Origin of the sequence: Micromonospora sp. CPCC 205558 (assembly GCF_036902955.1) — a bacterium.
Classification (GTDB): Bacteria; Actinomycetota; Actinomycetes; order Mycobacteriales; family Micromonosporaceae; genus Micromonospora.
The window spans coordinates 135,260-153,845 of record NZ_JBAKHR010000009.1; the positions used below are offsets into that span (position 1 = coordinate 135,260).

General features: G+C 72.2%; 22 protein-coding genes and 1 pseudogene. 6 read left to right on the forward strand and 17 right to left on the reverse strand.

The genetic code is table 11. The features are described from left to right. Positions 1-30 precede the first annotated feature (30 nt). Genes V6U86_RS13130 through V6U86_RS13140 form a run of 3 tightly spaced genes read right to left on the reverse strand, consistent with a single transcriptional unit; the run spans position 31 to position 4,640 of the window. Positions 31-1,344, reverse strand: coding sequence for a molybdopterin molybdotransferase MoeA (locus V6U86_RS13130; RefSeq protein ID WP_030329151.1), 1,314 nt, complete (start codon positions 1,342-1,344; stop codon positions 31-33). Further along, entirely contained in the window at positions 1,341-2,303 is a 963-nt protein-coding gene (locus V6U86_RS13135) for a UTP--glucose-1-phosphate uridylyltransferase (RefSeq protein WP_334502575.1), read from the reverse strand. Before V6U86_RS13135 ends, V6U86_RS13130 begins: the two co-directional genes overlap by 4 nt. A 9-nt stretch (positions 2,304-2,312) precedes the next feature. After that, positions 2,313-4,640 carry a diguanylate cyclase gene (locus V6U86_RS13140; RefSeq protein ID WP_334502577.1) on the reverse strand — a complete coding sequence of 776 codons (2,328 nt, stop codon included), beginning with the start codon at positions 4,638-4,640 and terminating at the stop codon, positions 2,313-2,315. A gap of 85 nt (positions 4,641-4,725) precedes the next feature. Here V6U86_RS13140 and V6U86_RS13145 point away from each other — a divergent pair, with 85 nt between their 5' ends. Together V6U86_RS13145 and V6U86_RS13150 are read left to right on the forward strand one after the other, a co-directional pair. Further along, on the forward strand, positions 4,726-5,403 hold the full coding sequence (locus tag V6U86_RS13145; RefSeq protein WP_334502580.1) for a 5-formyltetrahydrofolate cyclo-ligase: 678 nt from the start codon (positions 4,726-4,728) through the stop codon (positions 5,401-5,403). Next, a pseudogene (locus V6U86_RS13150) lies at positions 5,400-5,606 on the forward strand (FmdB family zinc ribbon protein); the annotation flags it as partial. The gene V6U86_RS13145 and the pseudogene V6U86_RS13150, both read left to right, overlap by 4 nt. A gap of 14 nt (positions 5,607-5,620) precedes the next feature. Here the strand turns inward: V6U86_RS13150 and V6U86_RS13155 are convergent. Continuing rightward, positions 5,621-5,827, reverse strand: coding sequence for a hypothetical protein (locus V6U86_RS13155; RefSeq protein ID WP_334502894.1), 207 nt, complete (start codon positions 5,825-5,827; stop codon positions 5,621-5,623). Positions 5,828-6,356: 529 nt separating this feature from the next. Continuing rightward, entirely contained in the window at positions 6,357-6,539 is a 183-nt protein-coding gene (locus V6U86_RS13160; protein WP_334502582.1) for a hypothetical protein, read from the reverse strand. 141 nt (positions 6,540-6,680) lie between these two features. Between V6U86_RS13160 and V6U86_RS13165 the strand changes: the two genes are divergently transcribed. Continuing rightward, positions 6,681-7,124 (forward strand): hypothetical protein, encoded by a 444-nt coding sequence (locus V6U86_RS13165; RefSeq protein ID WP_334502584.1) that lies wholly within the window; start codon positions 6,681-6,683, stop codon positions 7,122-7,124. Between the two features lie 22 nt (positions 7,125-7,146). Here V6U86_RS13165 and V6U86_RS13170 read toward each other — a convergent pair whose 3' ends face one another. Next, entirely contained in the window at positions 7,147-7,629 is a 483-nt protein-coding gene (locus tag V6U86_RS13170; RefSeq protein ID WP_334502879.1) for a DUF2231 domain-containing protein, read from the reverse strand. 201 nt (positions 7,630-7,830) lie between these two features. Between V6U86_RS13170 and V6U86_RS13175 the strand changes: the two genes are divergently transcribed. Together V6U86_RS13175 and V6U86_RS13180 are read left to right on the forward strand one after the other, a co-directional pair. Then, positions 7,831-8,259: a Fur family transcriptional regulator gene (locus tag V6U86_RS13175; protein WP_334502586.1), complete on the forward strand. Its 429-nt coding sequence runs from the start codon at positions 7,831-7,833 to the stop codon at positions 8,257-8,259. Positions 8,260-8,328: 69 nt separating this feature from the next. After that, the gene (locus V6U86_RS13180) at positions 8,329-9,192 is read left to right on the forward strand and encodes an oxygenase MpaB family protein (RefSeq protein ID WP_334502588.1); all 864 of its coding nucleotides are present in this window, start codon (positions 8,329-8,331) and stop codon (positions 9,190-9,192) included. A gap of 21 nt (positions 9,193-9,213) precedes the next feature. On the opposite strand, the gene V6U86_RS13185 is transcribed toward V6U86_RS13180, so the two are convergent. From V6U86_RS13185 to V6U86_RS13235, 11 genes are all read right to left on the reverse strand, one after another. After that, positions 9,214-10,164 carry a RecB family exonuclease gene (locus V6U86_RS13185; protein WP_442934934.1) on the reverse strand — a complete coding sequence of 317 codons (951 nt, stop codon included), beginning with the start codon at positions 10,162-10,164 and terminating at the stop codon, positions 9,214-9,216. Between the two features lie 13 nt (positions 10,165-10,177). Next, the gene (locus V6U86_RS13190) at positions 10,178-10,792 is read right to left on the reverse strand and encodes a MarC family protein (RefSeq protein ID WP_130407029.1); all 615 of its coding nucleotides are present in this window, start codon (positions 10,790-10,792) and stop codon (positions 10,178-10,180) included. 41 nt (positions 10,793-10,833) lie between these two features. Continuing rightward, the gene (locus V6U86_RS13195; protein WP_334502597.1) at positions 10,834-11,706 is read right to left on the reverse strand and encodes a PHP domain-containing protein; all 873 of its coding nucleotides are present in this window, start codon (positions 11,704-11,706) and stop codon (positions 10,834-10,836) included. A gap of 62 nt (positions 11,707-11,768) precedes the next feature. Next, the gene (locus V6U86_RS13200; protein WP_334502600.1) at positions 11,769-13,019 is read right to left on the reverse strand and encodes a hypothetical protein; all 1,251 of its coding nucleotides are present in this window, start codon (positions 13,017-13,019) and stop codon (positions 11,769-11,771) included. Beyond that, complete coding sequence (locus tag V6U86_RS13205) at positions 13,016-13,789, reverse strand: SigE family RNA polymerase sigma factor (protein WP_334502602.1); 774 nt, start codon at positions 13,787-13,789, stop codon at positions 13,016-13,018. Before V6U86_RS13205 ends, V6U86_RS13200 begins: the two co-directional genes overlap by 4 nt. A gap of 103 nt (positions 13,790-13,892) precedes the next feature. After that, positions 13,893-14,768 carry a PH domain-containing protein gene (locus V6U86_RS13210; RefSeq protein ID WP_334502605.1) on the reverse strand — a complete coding sequence of 292 codons (876 nt, stop codon included), beginning with the start codon at positions 14,766-14,768 and terminating at the stop codon, positions 13,893-13,895. Positions 14,769-14,774: 6 nt separating this feature from the next. Continuing rightward, complete coding sequence (locus V6U86_RS13215) at positions 14,775-14,933, reverse strand: hypothetical protein (RefSeq protein ID WP_007455302.1); 159 nt, start codon at positions 14,931-14,933, stop codon at positions 14,775-14,777. A 116-nt stretch (positions 14,934-15,049) separates the two neighbouring features. Further along, entirely contained in the window at positions 15,050-15,796 is a 747-nt protein-coding gene (locus V6U86_RS13220) for a DUF6758 family protein (RefSeq protein ID WP_334502612.1), read from the reverse strand. Between the two features lie 10 nt (positions 15,797-15,806). Further along, positions 15,807-16,430: a TrmH family RNA methyltransferase gene (locus V6U86_RS13225; RefSeq protein WP_334502614.1), complete on the reverse strand. Its 624-nt coding sequence runs from the start codon at positions 16,428-16,430 to the stop codon at positions 15,807-15,809. Positions 16,431-16,481: 51 nt separating this feature from the next. After that, positions 16,482-17,018, reverse strand: coding sequence for a hypothetical protein (locus V6U86_RS13230; protein WP_334502616.1), 537 nt, complete (start codon positions 17,016-17,018; stop codon positions 16,482-16,484). A gap of 92 nt (positions 17,019-17,110) precedes the next feature. Then, positions 17,111-17,626: a MaoC family dehydratase gene (locus V6U86_RS13235; RefSeq protein WP_334502619.1), complete on the reverse strand. Its 516-nt coding sequence runs from the start codon at positions 17,624-17,626 to the stop codon at positions 17,111-17,113. Positions 17,627-18,174: 548 nt separating this feature from the next. Here V6U86_RS13235 and trxA point away from each other — a divergent pair. Further along, on the forward strand, positions 18,175-18,537 hold the full coding sequence (gene trxA / locus V6U86_RS13240; RefSeq protein WP_030329190.1) for a thioredoxin: 363 nt from the start codon (positions 18,175-18,177) through the stop codon (positions 18,535-18,537). Positions 18,538-18,586 lie beyond the last annotated feature (49 nt).

The following is an 18,586-nucleotide window of genomic DNA, read 5'->3' on the forward strand; positions in this document are numbered from 1 at the left end:
GCGGACCACGAGCGGACCGGCCGGGACACCTCACCGGCGGCGGTCCAGCAGCAGGACGTCCACGGTGGAGCCGGCCGCGGCCGTGGTGACCCGCTCACCGAGCACCAGCAGCCCGTTGGCCTCGGCCAACCCGGAGAGGGTGAACGGCCCGCCGCTGAGCGGCTGGACCGTGTAGCCGCCACCGCGCCGTTCGGCGACGTGCGCCGGCCGGAACTCGCGCAACCCCGCCGGGGACGACACCGTCTCCAGCAGGTGTGCCCGCACGCTGGGCCGGAACACCGGCTCGGCGCCGGCGAGCAGTTGGATGGCGGGGCGGGCCAGCACCTCGAAGCCGATCAACGCGGCGCCCGGGTCGCCGGGCAGGCAGACCACCGGCACCTCCTCCGCGCCGACCGTGCCGAAGCCGAGCGCGGTGCCGGGATAGAGCGCCACGTCGGTGAAGGTGACCGGCCCGGCGCGACCACCCTCACGGCGGGACAGGATCCGGCGCACCATGTCCCCGGGGCCGGTGCCGGTGCCTCCGGTGGTGATGATCAGATCGGCGCGCAGCGTCTGGTCCTCCAACAGCCCGCGCAGCCCCTCCGGGTCGTCGTCGCAGATTCCCACCCGGTACGCCAGCGCGCCCACCTCGGCCGCCGCCGCGGTCAACGCGTGCGAGTTCGCGTCCACCACCTGGCCGGGCTGACTGCCCCGGCCCACGTCGACGAGTTCGTCACCGGTGGCCACGATGACCACCCGTGGACTGGGCCGGACCACCACGTGCCCGATGCCGGTCGCCGCGAACACGGCGACCAGGGCCGGGGACACGTAGGTGCCGGCCCGGGCGAGCAGGGTGCCGGCGGGCAGCTCCTCACCCGCCCGGCGTACCCCGTACCCCCGTTTGGGGGTGCGGAAGATCTCCACCGCGGCCATGCCCTGGTCGGTCCACTCCACCGGGACCACGACGTCGGCAGCCACCGGCAGTGGCGCCCCGGCGGCCACCGAGAAGCACGAGCCGGGGGTGAGCCGGACCGGCCGCCAACTCGCGGCGCCGAGGTCGCCGACCACGTTGAGCCGGATCGTGCGGCCACCGGGCGTGCCGGAGGGGGCCGGGACGTAGCTCGGCCCCCGGCCCCCTCCGGAAATGTCCTCCCAGCGCGCGGCGTAGCCGTCCACGGCCGCCTGGTCGAAGGCCGGGAAGGCGTGCGGCGCGACGACGTCCTCGGCGAGGACGTTGCCGTGCGCCTGGGTGAGGTCGAGGTCGAGTGGTGGCAGCGCGCGCAACCTGCGCAGCACGCTGCCCAGGTAGTCGGCGAGCGGCGTCAACTCGTTCGCGGCCGCCTCGGCGTCGGCCGTCGCGGTCATGTACCAGTTCCGCCTGCCGCGTCGGCCTTGACGAAGTCGGCCAGCCAGGACCGGAACTCGGTGCCCAGGTCCTCGCGCTCGGCGGCGATCTGCACCACCGTCTGGAGGTACCCCAGCGGCATGCCGGTGTCGTAGCGGGTGCCCCGGTAGACGATCGCGTGCACCGGGGTGCCCTCGGTACGCAGCAGCTCCATCGCGTCGGTCAGCTGGATCTCGCCGCCGCTGCCCGGCTTGGTCCGTCGGATCGCGTCGAAGATCTTGCCCGGCAACACGTAGCGGCCGAGCACCGCGAGGTTGCTCGGGGCGTCCTCCGGCTGCGGCTTCTCCACCATCCCGGTCACCTTGACGACCTCGCCGATGTCGGTCAGCTCCGACTCGGCCGGTTCGACGGAGGCGATCCCGTACCGCTTGGTCTCGGCCGGGTCGACCTCGAAGAACGCGAGCACCACACCGCCGGTGCGGGCCTGCAACTCAAGCATCGCCGGCAGCAGCGGCTCCGACGGCTTGACGAACTCGTCGCCGAGCAACACCGCGAAGGGCTGGTCGCCGACGTGCGACTCGGCATAGCCGACGGCGTGGCCGAGCCCGAGCTGCTCGGGCTGCCGCACTGTGTAGATCTCGGCCAGCTCGCTGGGCCGACGCACGGCGGCCAGCCGCTCGGAGTCGCCCTTCTCCTCCAGCCTGGCCTCCAGGTCCGGACGACGGTCGAAGTGGTCCACCATCGACGTCTTACCCCGACCGGTGATCAGCAACACGTCGTCGATGCCGGCCTGCGTGGCCTCCTCGACGATGTACTGCAACACCGGCCGATCCACCACCGGCAGCAGTTCCTTGGGCACCGCCTTCGTGGCCGGCAGGAACCGGGTGGCCAGTCCGGCGGCCGGGATGACGGCCTTGACCGCCAGGGGACGGCCAGTTGCGGCGACCGTCGACGAGGGATTCGCTGAGTGCTCCGACATGCCGCGAGACTATCGGCCACGGCTCTGCCGCGGCGGGTGTGGCCCAGAAGACGCGCCGCCACCCGACCCCGGCCGCGCCACGTCCGGGCCGGCCCGCGCCCCACCCGGCGTGTCGTCGGCCGAATCCGGTCGGGGGTGCGCCGGGCCCGCAAGCGATTCCGGTACGCCCACCGCCGGGTCGGACCGGGCGGGCCCGCCCGGCTCCCGGATGACCTGCACCGGCTGGCCGGCGCGCGGCAGCCCGTCGGGTGGGCTCACCGCACACGCGAGCACCGGGATCTCCCGGGTCGGCAGATCCGAGCGTGCCTCGGCGACCCGGTACGTGTCGCGGCCCGCCGCCTTGGCCGCGTAGAGCGCGTCGTCGGCGGCCTCCAACACCTCCCGCCCGGTGCTGCCGTGGTCCGGGAAGACGGCGATGCCCACCGACACGGTCACCAGGACCGGCCCGGCGTACGCCTCGACGGCGATGGGCGTGTCGCGTACCGCCGCGCCGAGCCGCTCGGCCACGATCGCCGCGCCCCGCGCGTCGGTCTCCGGCAGCAGCAGCACGAACTCCTCACCACCCTGGCGGAAGGCCAGGTCGACCTCACGGATCTCCCCGCGCACCCGACGGGCGAACTCGGCCAGCACGGTGTCCCCCGCGGCGTGCCCGTAGGTGTCGTTGACGTCCTTGAACCGGTCCAGGTCCAACGCGAGGACGCTGAGCATCCGCCCGAAGCGGCTGGCCCGTTCCACCTCCCGCCGGATCGACTCGCGCAGGTAGCGGTAGTTCCACAGGCCGGTGAGCGGGTCGGTGAGGGAGAGCCGCTGCGCCTCCTCGTGCACCCGGACGTTGTCCACCGCCACGGCCGCGTGGCCGGCGAAGGTGCGCAGGGTGGCCAGGTCGTCGTCGTCGAACTCGTCTGCGCCGAGCCGGTCGTAGAGGGCCAGCACGCCCAGCGCGGCCGCCGCGCCGGCCTCGTCGGTCGACCCCGAGGGCACGCCGGGGGTGGCGGTGGCACCGCCGCCCGGGGCAGCGAACGGAACCGCGACGTAGGTGCGGCAGCGTGGCTCACCCGCCGGCGCCTCGGTCGGCTCCGCCCTCCCCCGCTGCGGTTCCCCGGTGGCGGCCACCGCACCGACGATGCCGACGCCGACCGGCACCCGGAGCGTCTGTGCCCCGTCCACCTCGTCGTCCGGCCAGCGCCCGTCCAGCCCTTCGGTGCACTGGGCGACGAGCACCCCGCCGGTCTCCACCAGCAGCACGGCACCGGCACGCGCGCCGGTGGCCCCGATGGCACTGCGCAGGATCACCCGCAGGATGCGTTGCAGGTCGTGTGTGCTGGCCAGGGTGTCGCCGAGCACCGCGAGGTGCCCTCGCAGCTGGTCCCGGTTGCTGGTGAGCGCCGCGACGTAGGAGCCGGTCTCCCGGGTCATCCGGTTGAACGCGGCGGCCAACCGCCCCAACTCGTCGCTACTGCGTACCGGCACCCGGGCGGTCAGGTCGCCCTGGGCCACCCGGTCGACCGCGCCGGCCAACTCGGCCAGCGGCCGGGTGGTCACCCGGGCCAGCCGCCAGGCGGTCAGCACGGCGAGCAGCCCGGCCAGCACGACCACCCCGGCCAGCGTGGCGTGCAGCCCCGGTGGCCGTTCACTGGGCACGGAGAGCACCAGCGGCAGCGGCTGCGCGTCGGAGGGCCCGAGCCGGCGCACGTAGCGGCCCTCGTTGGTCTCGGTGACCTGCTCGCCCCGGACGGCGACGGCGGCGGCCAGCACCTCGTCGCGTACGTCACGGGATTCGGTCGTGTGGGTGACCCGCGCGGCGCGCGCACCACTGTCGAGCAGGGTGACCGCCACCCCGGTCACCGCCGCCAGTCGGGCCACGAAGGCCGGGTCGACCAGTTGCGCGGCGGTCACCGTGCCCAGCCGGGCACCGGCTCGATCGTGCAGGTCGACCTGGGCGGCCAGCGCACGGACCGAGCCGCCTGAAACCTCGGTCGCGCCCCCGGTCGTGCCGGCGCATTCCTGCCACGGGGTCGACGGCGCACCGGGCGAGACGTAGCTGACCTGGCCGGCCACGTCGGTGATCAGCACCGCGGCGGCCAGACCCCGGCCGACCAGCTGCGCGGCGGCGACGGCCGGATCGGCGGTGAGCGCCACCGCGTCGGCGGTGGCGCGTAGCTGCTGGCAGAGCGCGTCGACCGAGGTACGCACGGCGGACGCCGCCACGGCCAGGCGCTCGGTCGAGCGGCTGCGGTCGACCGCCGCGACGGTGGAGGCGACGAAGAGCGCGCCGAGCAGGACCGGCCCGAGCACCACCACGAGGAAGGCTGCTGTCAACCGCCCGCGTAGCGTCACTCGGTCCCCCCGGAAGTTCCGCCTCCGTTGCTTGCGATGCTGACACAGTGCAACCGTGGGAGAGGCGTTGCGTCAGGAGTGTTGCGTGCCGGAATTTTCTGATGAAGCGGAAGTGACCCGGGTGGCGAAGCGGAACACCCGCGTCGAGCTGCTCGCCCGCCGCCGGTCGCTGCCCGCCGCGACCCGGGCAGCCGCCGCCGGGCGCGTGCAGGCCGAGCTGGTCGCCCTGGTACGTCGGCTGCGCCCGCACCGGATCACGGCGTACGTGCCGGTCGGCTCCGAACCGGGCGGCGCCGACCTGCCCGAGGTGCTGCGGGCCGCCCTGCCGCCGGACGCCGAGTTGCTGCTGCCGGTGCTCCTCGACGACCTGGATCTGGACTGGGCGGCGTATACCGGGCCGGCTGCCTTGATCGCGGCGGGTCGGGGTATCCGAGAACCAGCCGGTGCTCGTCTCGGGGTGGCCGCCGTGGCGCACGCGGAACTGGTGGTCGTACCGGCTCTCGCTGTCGACCACCACGGTCGGCGGCTCGGGCGCGGCGGCGGCTCGTACGACCGCGCACTCGCCCGGGCGCCCGAGGCCGCCCTGACGGTGGTGCCCCTGCACGACGGTGAGCTGGTCGAGGCGCTGCCGGCAGAGTCACACGACCGTCGGGTGCGCGCGGTCGTCACTCCCGCCGACGGGGTGCGTACGCTTGACGGCGGCCCGGGTGCGGCGCACGGTGTCGCGCCCCACACGTCCGCTGGACGAACCCGGGGCGAATGACGCACCATTGGCACTCGAATACGTCGAGTGCCAACTGGCTGAGCCCAGATCCGGAGGAGAACGTGCCCACGTACCAGTACGCCTGCACCACGTGCGGTCACCAGCTCGAGGCGGTGCAGTCCTTCTCTGACGACCCGCTGACCGAGTGCCCGGCGTGTGAGGGGCGGCTGCGCAAGGTCTTCAACTCGGTCGGCATCGTCTTCAAGGGTTCGGGTTTCTACCGCACCGACTCCCGGGCGTCGGGCTCCGAGACGACGGCCGGTGGCACGGCGAGCAAGCCGGCGAAGTCCGAGTCGTCCTCCAGCGACAGCTCGTCCTCGTCGTCCTCTTCGGGGTCCTCGTCCTCTTCGGGGTCGTCCTCGGGCTCGTCGTCCTCCTCGGGGTCGTCTTCGGCCTCGTCCTCGGGCGGATCGAGCGGCGGCAAGGCGGCGGCGGCAAGCTCCGCGTCCTGATCGTCGAAGGCCCGACCCCACGGGTCGGGCCAACCCTTGATCCCGAGTCGATCCCGTCGCCATAGCAGATCGAACCGACGGCTGGACGTTGTCCACAGGCCGGTCGGTTGTCCACAGGCGTCGACATCGGGCCGACCGAGGTAGCGCGAAAGCGCCTAGCCTGCCGTCCACGGGTGCCGCTGCGGCACTCGGGGGACGGGAGGCAGCAGAGGCGATGGAAGATCCGGATTCCGCGCGGGCTCTGCGCCCGCTGCGTCAGTTTTCTCTGCCCGGCGGGCCTACGCTGCTCCGGGCCGGTCTGGTCGCCGCGCTGCTCGGCCTGGCCGCCGCCGTCCTGCAACCCCCGGCCGGATGCCCGCCGACCGCCGTGCCCTCCGACGCACCGTTGGAGCCGGCCAGCACCGCCCGGCAGGTCGACGAAGGCCGATCGGCCGAGTCCAGCACAGGCTTCCCCGACACCCCCGGGTCACGCGCCGACCCGGACCGGCCGAGCCGCCAGGGTCAGTCCCAGTGCGGCGGGCGCTCGGCGAGCAGCCAGTCGTCGTTGCCGCTCGACCGCTCGCCCCAACCACGGTCGGTGTCGTCAGAGGTCTGCTCGGGCAGCACCACGAAGTCGTCGCTCAGGTCGACGGCGCGGTCATCGTCTCCGCGCGCGCCGGGCGTACCAGGGTCTTCGGTGCTCACGAGCGGCAAGACTAGCGCAGCCGACGGCGGCGGCCGAGCCGCCGAGCGCGGCATCCCGGCCAGGAAGGGCCGGGTCGACGACCGTGGGCACGCCGGCCAGAAACGACCGGGCAGCCGGCGGCGTTGGTAGCGTCGGACGGCGTGACGACCCCCAGCGGTGGCAGCACCCCGGACGACTACTGGCGACGGCCCGACACCGGCGACGACGCGGTGGCGGACCAGCCTCCCGCCGCGCCCGCGACGACACCGCCAACCGGGCACGCCAACCCGCCGCAAAGCGGGCACGCCGGCCCACCACCGGCCGGGCCCACCAACCTGCCGCCAACCGGGCACGCCAGGCCAGCATCGACGGGGCACCCGCCCAGCGGATACTCGGGCCCGCCGCCGAGCGTGCCGCCGCCGGCGGGTTGGCGTCCACCCGTACACCTGCAGCCGGCGCCGCCGCGACAGCTGCCGCCGCAGGACATGGCCGACCTGGACGCGGCCGAGCAGCGCTCGCAGCGGGTCACCTACGGCTTCGGCGCGGCGGCCGGCGTGGTGCTGCTGGTCCTGCTCTGTCTGCTCTGCTCGCGAGTCATCTTCTGATGCGCGGCCCCGAACCAGCTACTCAGAGGGTGTTGCCCCAGACGGTCTCGGCACCGGAGTGGCCCGTCAGGTAGACGTAGACCAGGGCGGCGATGGCAAGCGCCACGGCCGCTACCGCCAGCACCGGGGTGACCACCGCGGGCAGCTGCGGCACCCGGGGGTGCTCACTTGTCGCCACGAGCAGCAGGATGGCCACGATCCCGAGCGGCACCACGATGCGGAACAGGATGTCGCCGTAGCGGGAGTGCTCGAAGATCTGATCGAGGATCGGTCCCTGGAAGCCGCGGGCTACCAGTGCGTCGGTGAGCGCCTCACCCGACTTGACCGCGACGTAGGCGGTCACCGGCGCGGCCACCGCGAGGAGGCCCAGGGCCCAGTCCAGCCGGTGTCGCCACCGCGGCAGCCCCGCGTACGCGACGGCCAGCACCGCGAGCAGCGGCACGAACACGACGACCGCGTGGATCACCAGGACGTGTACCGGTAGACCCAGGATCTCCTCGAACATCGAACCCTCCAGGTGGATCATGGTCAGGGGTGATCAGCCTATGGTCCGCCGATCGTCCCCAGGCTCTCGACCGGAGACACGCGCGCCGGGTCGTTCGGGTTCATCCGGTGGGCCGTACTCCCGATCTTGCCTGGCTGTGTCGGTGGCCACCCGGGGCACGCGACGGTTGTCGATGCCGAGCGGGCGTGCTGTCATTGGCGGATGTCCGGTGCCGAGGAGCTGCTGCGGTCGAGGGGCCTGCGTGTCACGCGGCCACGCCTCGCGGTGCTCGACGTGCTGGCCGGCGGTGGCCACCTGGAGGTCGACGAGATCACCCGGCAGGTCCGTGAACGCCTCGACTCGGTCTCCACCCAGGCGGTCTACGACGTGCTGGGCGCGCTGTCCCGGGCCGGGTTGTCGCGCCGGATCGAGCCGGCAGGCAGCCCTGCCCGTTATGAGGCACGAGTGGGTGACAACCACCACCACGTGGTCTGCCGGGGCTGCGGTGAGATCGCCGACATCGACTGCGCGGTCGGCAGCGCCCCGTGCCTGGAGCCGAACGCCGCGCACGGGTTCGAGGTGGACGAGGCCGAGGTGACCTTCTGGGGCCTCTGCCCGGGCTGCCGGGCACGCCGCTCCGCCGACGTCTGACCGGCGGTCCAGGCGTCGCACCGGCGGCACGTGACCGGCGACGCCGACCGACCGTGGCAGTCTTGAGCGGTGGACTCCGATGACCTCGGCCTCTTCGGTCCGGGTTCGGTCACGTGGAAGGTGCACGAGGAGCCGATCCTGATCGTCGCCGGCCTGCGCTCGCTCTACCTCCAGGCGTTGCACCCACGGGCCATGGCCGGGGTCGCACAGAACAGCAACTACCGCACCGACGCCTGGGGCCGACTGGTCCGGACCGCCACCTACGTGGCGACCACCGTCTACGGGACCACAGCAGAGGCGCAGGCCGCCGGGGCCCGGCTGCGCCGCCTGCACGACCGGCTACGGGCCACCGACGAGCGCACCGGTGAGGAGTTCCGGATCGACGAACCGGACCTGCTGCGCTGGGTGCACGTGACCGAGGTCGAGTCGTTCCTGAGCACGGCCCGGCGCGCCGGGCTGCCGCTGAGCGACGACGAGGTGGACGGCTACTACACCGAGCAGCGGCGCGCCGCCGCCCTGGTCGGTCTGGACCCGGCCACCGTCCCGGGCACCGCCGCCGAGGTCGCGGACTACTACGAGGCGGTACGGCCACAGTTGCGGATGACCCGGGAGGCCGCCGAGACGGCGGTGTTCCTCACCGCCCCGCCGCTGCCGTGGAAGCTCAGCCTGCCGGTCCGGTTGGGGCTCACGCTGGGTCCGCCGCGCTGGGCGTACCTGGGGATCGCCGGCACCGCGTTCGCGCTGCTGCCGACGTGGGCGCGCCGAATGTACGGCGGTCTGGGTCTACCGACCACCGCGCTGTCGGCGGACCTCACCGTGCGGGCGCTGCGGCTGGCCTTGGCCGCCGTGCCCCGTCGCTATCTGGAGGGGCCGTTGATGCAGGCAGCCAAGGAGCGGGCCGCGCGGCACGCCGCCGCCTCGCTGACCGGCTGACCCGGCCCTCATTACGGGACGTCAACCGTCGGCGGGCCGGTCCATGGCCGCCCACGGCTCCTTGCCCGGGACCTGCGCGCCCGTCGGGCAGTGCCGCCGGAAGTCGCACCAGCCACAGCGCGGGCTGGGCGTCACCGGGAAAGCCTCGTCCGCGTCGGCGCCGTCGGCGACTGCCCGTTCAGCGGCCATGATGTCGCGGGCTGTCTCTTCCGCGCGGGTCAGTTGTCGGGCCAGCGACTCGACGGTGTGGTCGTGGCCGGCGACGGTGCCGGTCGGTAGGTGGTGCAGCTCCACCCGGCGGCACGGCCGACGGAACACCCGCTCGGCGGCGTACGCGTAGAGCGCCAGCGCCTGAGAGCCCCGGGCGTCGTCCGTGTCGAGGCCGGTGCGACCGGTCTTGTAGTCGACGATGACCAGCTCCGGCCCTTCCGGCCCGGGCCGCGAGTCGATCCGGTCGGCTCGGCCGTTGAACGCCAACACGGCGGTCTTGACCGCCACCACCCGCTCCACGCCGAGCGGGTCGGAATCCGGCTCCAGCGTCTCGACGTACGCCTCCAGCCAGCCCAACGCCCGCCGGTAGGCGGCCCGCTCCTGCTCGTCGTCGCGGTAGCCCTCGCGCACCCAGGTGCCCTTGAGCAGCGTGGCCAGCGCCTCGGGGCGCCGCCGGTCGGCGGGCAGCGCATACCAGTTTTTCAGGGCGGTGTGCACGCTGGCGCCGAGCGAGTTGTGCGCCCACGGCGGGCCCTTGGGTGGGGCGGGTCGGTCGACGTAGGAGTAGCGGTAGCGACGCGGGCAGTCCGCGTACGCGCCGAGCTTGCTCGGGGTGCAGACGAACAGCCGCTCCGGCATGCCCTCGAAGCCGAGCTGCTCGGCGTCGCCGGCCCGCTGCCGAGGGGCCCGACCGCCGGCGGCCGGCCGCCCCGCTGATGAGGATCGTCGCACGCCTGCGATCCTGCCATCCGCCCCCGACATCGCGCGCGTGCCGTCAGGTCATGTTCACGTAGTGCGTGACGAAGGCGGCCACCGCGTCGGCGATGAGCTGCACGGCGATCGCGGCCAGCAGCAGGCCGGCGATCCGGGTCAGCACCTCGATCCCGCCCGGCCGGAGGATCTTCACGATGCCGCCGGAGAACCGCAGGACGATCCAGACGGCGACCATCACGGCGAGGATCGCCACGGCGATGGCGCTGAACTCTCCCAGCCCGTCGGCCTGCTGGACGAAGAGCATGGTGGCCACGATGGCGCCCGGGCCGGCCAGCAGCGGCGTGCCCAGCGGCACCAGCGCGATGTTGGAGGTGACCTGCTGGCTCGGGTCGTCGGCCTTGCCGGTCAGCAGTTCCAGGGCGACGAGCACGAGCAGCAGCCCACCGGCCGCCTGCAACGCCGGCAGGTCCACGTGCAGATAGTCGAGCAGGGTCTGCCCCGCCACCGCGAAGACCACGATGACGCCGAGCGCCAACGCGACGGCCTGCCAGGCCGCCCGGTTGCGGTCGCGGGCTGGCAGGGGGCCGGTCAACGCCAGGAAGATCGGCATCATGCCCGGCGGGTCGGTGATCACCAGCAGGGTCACGAAAACCTCGCCGAACAGCTTCAGATCCACGTGATCAACCTAGCCTCGTCGAGATGGGCGAAATACCCGGATCAGCCCGAAGCGACCTCGGTCACCCCGTCGGCGACGATCCGCTCGTACGCCTCGGCGCTGGTGCTGAACGCGCCGAGCTGAACCGTCTTGTGGGTGCCGTGAAAGTCCGAGGAGCCGGTGACGAACAGACCCAGCTCGGCGGCGAGCGCCCGCACGTGTTCCCGCTCGGCCGGGCTGTGGTCCTCGTGGTCGGCCTCGAGCCCGGCGAGCCCGGCGGCAGCCAGTTCGACGATCAGCTCGTCGGGCACCACCCGGCCGCGTCGGGTGGCGCGCGGGTGGGCGAAGACCGGCACACCTCCCGCCGCCCGGACCAGTCGAACCGCCCGGAACACGTCGATGTCCTCCTTGGGCAGCCGGTACCGCTCGCCCAGCCAGCTCGGGCCGAACGCCTCCCGGACGCTGCCGACCAGACCGGCGCGGATGAGCGCCTGCGCAAGGTGCGGGCGGCCCACGGTGCCACCACCCGCGCCGGCCAGGATGTCCGGCCAGTTCACGTCGATGCCGTCGGCCCGCAGCAGAGCGACCATCCGTTCGCCGCGCTCTTCCCGGGCGGCCCGAACCCGGGCCAGCTCGGCCACCAGCTCCGGGTGCTCCGGGTCGAACAGGTACGCGAGCAGGTGCAGCGGCACCGCCGGCTGCGCGCCGGACCAGCGACACGACAACTCCGCACCCCGGACCAGACGCAGGCCTGGCGGCAGTGCGCCCACGGCCGGCGCCCAGCCGGCGGTGGTGTCGTGGTCGGTGATCGCCAGCACGTCCAGCCCGGCGTCGAAGGCAGCGCCGACCAGCTCGGCCGGGGTCAGCGTGCCGTCGCTGGCCGTCGAGTGGGTGTGCAGGTCGATCCGGGGGGCGGAGCCGGTACGCGAGGTCACCGCCCGACGCTACCGAGGAAACAGCGAGCCCGGCTCACATGGGTTGGTCGGGTCACCCGCGGTCAGAGACGCTCCACCAGGATCGGCCGCTCTCCGGCGGGCATCCCGGGCACCGCAGCGGGGCTGGCGGGCTTTCCCGCCCGCACCTGGCTGACGTCGACCTCGACCAGATCGCCGGCGGCGTCGAGGTAGGAGGCGTGGGTCTCGTCGCTCCAGACGATCGACCCGGTCATCGGCGGCCCGGCCGTCACAGCGGTCGCGGCCGGCCCGAGCCGTTGCAGGTCGACCAGCAGAGAACGGTCGGCCTCGCCGGTCCCTCCGTTCACCAGCAGCCACCGCCCGTCCGGTGAGAGCCCGCCGACGCCATCGTGACTGACGTCTGGACCACAACCGGTGCGTACCGGGTCCAGGTGCCGGGTCGGGGCAAGCACGGCGAGGCAGATTCGGCCAGAATCGCTCGTGGCGACCTGGCCGACGAGCCGCCCGTCGGGTAGCAGCCCGTAGACATTGAGGCTCTTGTGGTCGGGGGCCTTGGGCAACGGCCCCGCACCGGGCCGCCAGAGGGTGTGACCGCCGTCGGCCGGGTCGAGTCGGACCAGCACGCTGTCAGCGACGAACCGGACGGGTTCCGCCGCCGCAGGAACCGGGGTGCGTACCGCCCCGATGAGCTGGGTGCCGACCACGCCCGCCACCAGCAGGTCGCCTCCGTCGCGCCAGGCGACCTGGAGGCTGTCCGGGGCCAGCACGATCGCGCCTGCCCCGGCCAGCAGCACCTGCACCAGGCCGTCGTCCCGCACCACCCACAGAGAGCGCCCTGCGGTGCTCGGCGCGCCGACCACCAGCCAACCGTCACCGCCGGGCAGGGGCTGCGCGCGTTCGGCTGGCCCGACGTCCTGCAGCACCATCCGCCGTCCGTCGGTGCTGAGCAGCGTCTGGCCGACCACGGGAGCGGGCGACGGCGCGGGGCCGGGAATGGTGACGGTCGGGAGCGGTCGGTTGGCCGGGTCCGGGTCGCCGATCACCACGATGGGTGACCCGTCCCGCCTGGTCTCGGCACCGAGCTGAGTCATGCCGACGCTGAGCAGCACGGCGGTGACCGCCCCGAGGGCGAGGCCGACAGTGGTACGTCGACGCCGGATCCGGTTCGCGCGGCGGATGGCCTTGCCCGCGGGATCGACGCTCAGGGGGCGGGTACGAGCCACCTGGCGCGAGAGGGTCTCCCGCACCGCACCTTCCAGCTCGTCAGGCCGCACCTGGTATGAACGCGCCGGGCCGTCCGTCAGGTTGTCGTGCTGACCGCGTAGTTCGCTCACTGCTGCTCCCCGGAGCCCGTGCCGACGGGCACGGCCGCCGGGGCGGTGGGCAGCACGACCGGTGGGGCGATCGAACGCGGCACGGCGGTGCGCGGAGCGGCCGGGCGGGGCACGGGTCGGCCAGCCGACCGCCCCGGCCTGGGTGTGGCAGCGGCGTCGGTGACCGGGAGCCCTCCGGTTCGGGAGTTCGAGCCCGTCGTCCGGCCGGCGGCACCCCTCGCGCCCGATCGACTCTCGGTAGCGGTCGGCTGGCCGGCGACGCCGGCCAGTTCCGGTGCGTTCGCACCCAGTCGCCGACGCAGCGTGGCCAGCGCCCGCGACGTCTGGCTCTTCACCGTGCCCGGCGAGATGTCCAGCATCGCGGCGGTCTGCGCCTCCGACATGTCCTCGTAGTAGCGCAGCACCAGCACTGCCCGCTGCCGGTTGGGCAGCTCCCGTAGATGACGCCAGAGCAGGTCACGGTCGAGCTGCTGCTCGATCTCGTCGACACCGGCCTGTTCGGGCAGCACCTCGGTCGGGCGTTCGCCGTGCCAGCGCCGCCGCCACCAGCTGGTCGATGTGTTGACCATCACACGCCTGGCGTACGGCTCGACCGCCTCGATCCCGCCGAGCCGCTTCCACGCGAGGTAGGTCTTGGTCAGCGCAGTCTGGAGCAGATCTTCGGCCGTGGCCCAGTCTCCGGTGAGCAGGTAAGCGGTGCGCAGGAGCGCGGCGGAGCGTGCCGCGACGAACTCGCGGAACTGCTCCTCCAACGAGTCCTTGCTCGCCACCACCCACCTCCACACCCCTGCTGTCCTGGCAGAGTGCCACGTCAGAGGCGCTTTGGTCCATGACGAAAGGTGCGCACTTGCTCCGATGTTCGGTCAAAAACCTTCACGCACCGTCGTCGGCCTTGGCCTCGTCGGCCTCCTTGCCGAGCCGCGCCTCGACCGCCTGCGGCTCGTACATCTCCTCAACGACGCGCAGGTAGAGCTCGTTCGGGTTGGGCAGGTTCTTGATCTCGCGGAGCGCCTGCTCCTGGCCGGCGGACTCCAGCACGAAGGTGCCGTAGTTGAGCGCCCGGCCGGTCGGGGTCTGCTCGTACTTCATGTCGGTGACCCGGACCAGCGGCATCATGGCGACCCGGCGGGTGATGATGCCGTTGACCACCATGACCCGCTTGTTGGTCAGGATGAAACGGTCATACCACCAGTCGGCGACCTTCCACGCCACCCAACCCATGACCGCGAACCAGATCAGCACGGCGATGGTGGTCAGCGCACCCACGTTCTGCCCAGCGAGGAAGCCGGAGAGGTAGCCGAGCACGAAGGTCGCCGCGATGCCGATCAGCAGCGGGGTGGTGAGGTGGATCCAGTGCCGCTTCCACTCGCCCCGGTAGCGCTCGGTGGGGAAGAGGTATCGAGCCACCAACGAGCTGGGCTCGTCTTCCAGAGGCAGCACCCGCCGAGGGGTCGAGCCGGTCGCGTCGGCGCGCAACCCGGCCAGCTCGTCCTCGGAGATCTGCGGCGGCTGGTAGCTGGCCTCCGGATCACGGATCCATCCCCGACCGGAACGACCCTGGCCGGCGTAGCCGGGCCCGTCGCCGTAGCCGACGTCGTCCGAAAGGGACGGACCGTCGGACAGGCCGGCACCGGACCCGTAGCCCGGGCCGTCATCGGGCCCGACCCGCGGAATCGGCTCGGTGTCACGCTCGCGGCGTTCCCGGTCGGGGTCGTCCGGGTCGAAGGGTGGACCGGAGGGGCTGCCCATCGGCGGCTAGGCGACGAGGCTGGTGAAGAAGTCGCCAAACCCCTGGGCGATATCCATGATCCCGCCGCCGAGCGACTTGAACACGTCCGCCGCAGAGTTTGGCCGATAGGCGACGAAGAAGATCAAGAATGCGATTCCGGCCCAGGTGAGGACCTTCTTGACCATGGCGGGCCATCCTCTCGCGCGGCGCCGGGTCCCATTACCGCAGCGGCACCCAGAGTATCAGTGTGGTGTCGTACAGTGAATATCTGCGTCCGTTCTCCGTCAATCCTGGAGAGTTGTCAAGCCCTCCCGGGTAAGTACGGGGACGGTGCGCCGTACACGAGCTCGGGCGGCATCCACTCGGTCAGGTCGTGTAGCACGACGTCTTCCGCGAGCAGGTGACCCGCACTCGCCGGCCAGGCTATCGCATGGAGCCACATTCCCCGAGCTTCGCCCGCGTACGCGCTTCGATCTGTCGGCGAATTCACCAACCACAGTGGAGTCGGATGCCCGCCGACCTTGATCTTCGCCTGTCCGACGTGGTCAGGATGACCCGACCCCGGGTCGGTCAGCGCGTCGACCAACTCCGGCCCTGGATCAGGGCCGGTCAGGCCGGCGAGCCGGGTGCCCAGGCCCACACCGGGTTCCTCGGCCACGAAGACCAGATCGGCAGGACCGCCGCCGAGCGGCGCCGGACCCGCGCAGGCCAACGCGGTCGCCCTTACTCCCGTCCGTTCGTCCCCGGCGTACGCCACGCCGGTGAGCGTCCAACCGGGCGGCAGCGGCCACGGGCACCACAAGGGCGTCACCGGCGGATCGGCGGTCGCGGCGATGCGGTCCACCACGCTCGCCACGATCTCCGCTCCGATGTGCTCGGGCACGTGCAACGGCGGCACCGGGCCGCAGTGCACACACCTCGAGTCGGTGTTCATCAGATCCGGCGCCCGTACCGGGCCCCCGCATCTCGGACAACTCACCGCGACACTCACATCCCCACCGTCTCCCCGGGCCGCCGGCACGTCAAGCCGGAACGTCCGATTCGGCACCGTACGGGGGTCAGTCCGGCGGCGTGCCCGCGTGCGCACGGATCCAGGCGTGCATCGCGATTCCGCTGGCCACGCCCGCGTTGATCGACCTCGTCGAGCCGTACTGGGCGATCGAGTAGAGCTGGTCGCACGCCGCGCGGGCCGGCGCGGAGAGCCCGGGCCCCTCCTGGCCGAACAGCAGGACGCAGTCGCGCGGCAGGGTGCCGGTCTCCAGCGGACGCGACCCGGGCAGGTTGTCGATGCCGAACACCGGCAGACGCCGCCCGGCCGCCCAGGCGACGAATTCCTCGATCGTCTCGTGGTACCGCACGTGCTGGTACCGATCGGTCACCATCGCGCCGCGCCGGTTCCACCGTCGCCGTCCGACGATGTGCACCTCGGCGGCGTTGAACGCGTTGGCGTTGCGCACCACCGTGCCGATGTTGAAGTCGTGCTGCCAGTTCTCGATCGCGACGTGAAAGCCGTGCCGGTGCCGGTCCAGGTCGGCCACGATCGCCTCGTGCCGCCAGTAGCGGTAGCGGTCGACGACATTGCGCCGATCCCCCTCCGCGAGCAACTGCGGGTCGTAACGGCTGTCGTCCGGTGGGTCCCCCGGCCAGGGGCCCACGCCCACCTCAAGCTGGTCGTCGGTCACGGTCATCAGAGGGTACGGACCGCGTCCGCGCCCGGTGCGACGACCTGCCGGTCAACCCAGGTCGAGGGCGGCGCCGAGCCGGTCCAGGAAGCGTCGGTCCGCCGGGCTGGCCGGTGGGTCCACCCGGCGCGCGCCGACGCCGGGCACCGCGCGACAGACCCGGGCCGCGACCGACTGCACCCACTGGCGGTACGCGGCCGAGTCGGCGGGGTCGGCCCGCCGCCGTAGGACCCGGCTCGCCGCCCGGCAGGCCGCCAGCAGGTCCACCAGATCGGTGAGGCGCTCGGCGGGTGGCGCGGCGCCGTCGTGGCGGGCGTAGATCGCGGCGACCACCGCGCGGACCAGGTCGCTGTCGGAGGCTCGACCGGCGGCCACGGCATCCAGGCCGGCCAGGCCCGCCTTGACCCCACGCTCCATCCGGCCGGGACCGGGCGCGGCGGCGGCGACGAGGACGCGACCGGGCAGACCGGTGAGCAGATCCCACTCGGCGGCGGAGTAGACAGCAGTGGTCAAGGGTGCGGCTCGGCGGCCGGCAGAGGGCGGCTCTCCCGCGACGGAGTGGCTCATCGGAACCTCCGGCGTCAGCATATGCCCCGAGGCGGGAACAGGGCCCCTTCCCCAGCAGACCCGCAGCGGGGAAGGAGCCCGGTGTGCGGCGACGGTCGAGCCGGCCGCGACGGTCAGCGCGGCTCGGGGAAGCTGGGCCGTTCGGGATCCACTCCGTCGGGCGCCGCAGCTTCCGCGTACTCCCGCTTGGGGACCATCACCTTGCGCCGGAAGACGCAGACCATGGTGCCGTCCTGGTTGTAGCCGCGAGTCTCCACGGACACCACGCCCCGGTCGGGTTTCGAGCCGGACTCACGCTTGTCCAGCACCGTGGTCTCGCCGTAGATGGTGTCGCCGTGGAAGGTCGGCGCTACGTGCCGCAGCGACTCGACCTCCAGGTTGGCGATCGCCTTTCCACTCACATCGGGCACCGACATGCCGAGCAGCAGCGAGTAGATGTAGTTGCCGACCACGACATTGCGCTTGAACTGGCTGGCCGTCGCGGCGTAGTGCGCGTCCATGTGCAGCGGGTGGTGGTTCATGGTGAGCAGGCAGAAGAGGTGGTCGTCGTACTCGGTCACGGTCTTGCCCGGCCAGTGCCGGTAGACCGCGCCGACCTCGAACTCCTCGTAGTAGCGACCGAACTGCATGCTGGTCCCTTCGACGGGCGGCGATGGAGTTCGGCACAGCATGCCTTACCGATGGTTAAGGCGACCGGCGGGGCGCGACGGCGGCGGAAATGTCACACCGGTCACTCACCAGGGGGGAGACGCAATGAGCGGCGGGGCCCTCCCCGGCACCCGCCGCCCACGCTCTGATGTGAGGAATTCTGCCCTACGCCTGCGTAGGTTCAACAGAGATCGCGGTCACATTTATCTTTTTGTAACATTACTCTCAGTGACGAGTCGGAGGTTGATCAGCGATCTCCGCAGGCCGGATACCTCCTTGTCAAGGCCCAAGTTACCGATTCGTAGAGCTCAATCGGGTGGATCTCCCTGGAAACGCTCCCATTACCGCAGGTCACGCAAGTGCACGACGCACTTGCGTTCCGCAGGTCGGGTGTTAACAGACGCGTGTCGATGACCCGCAGCGCCCCCCGGCAGCCCCGAGCACGTTTCGTGCCCCGCCGCCCGGGAATTCGATACGGTCAGCCCTGGTTCTACGGGACGTAGATAAACCGCGGTGATCGGAGAGTGCAATGGCAACCGTTGAGCTGACCTCGGCGAACTTCGACGAGGTGACCGGCAACGACGGCATCGTCCTGGTCGACTTCTGGGCCGACTGGTGTGGTCCGTGCAAGCGGTTCGCCCCGGTCTACGAGCGTTCCTCGGAGAAGCACCAGAACATCGTCTTCGGCAAGGTCGACACTGAGGCGCAGCAGGAGTTGGGCGCCAAGTTCGACATCCGGTCGATCCCGACGATCATGGCGATCCGTGACGGCGTCATCGTCTTCGCCCAGCCGGGCGCCCTGCCCGAGTCCGCCCTGGAGAACCTGATCGAGCAGGTCGAGGCGCTGGACATGGATGACGTCCGCAAGCAGTTGGCCGAGCACAACCACTGAGTCGCTTCCTGAGCCGGCCGGTTCCGACGCGCGGAGCCGGCCGGCACTG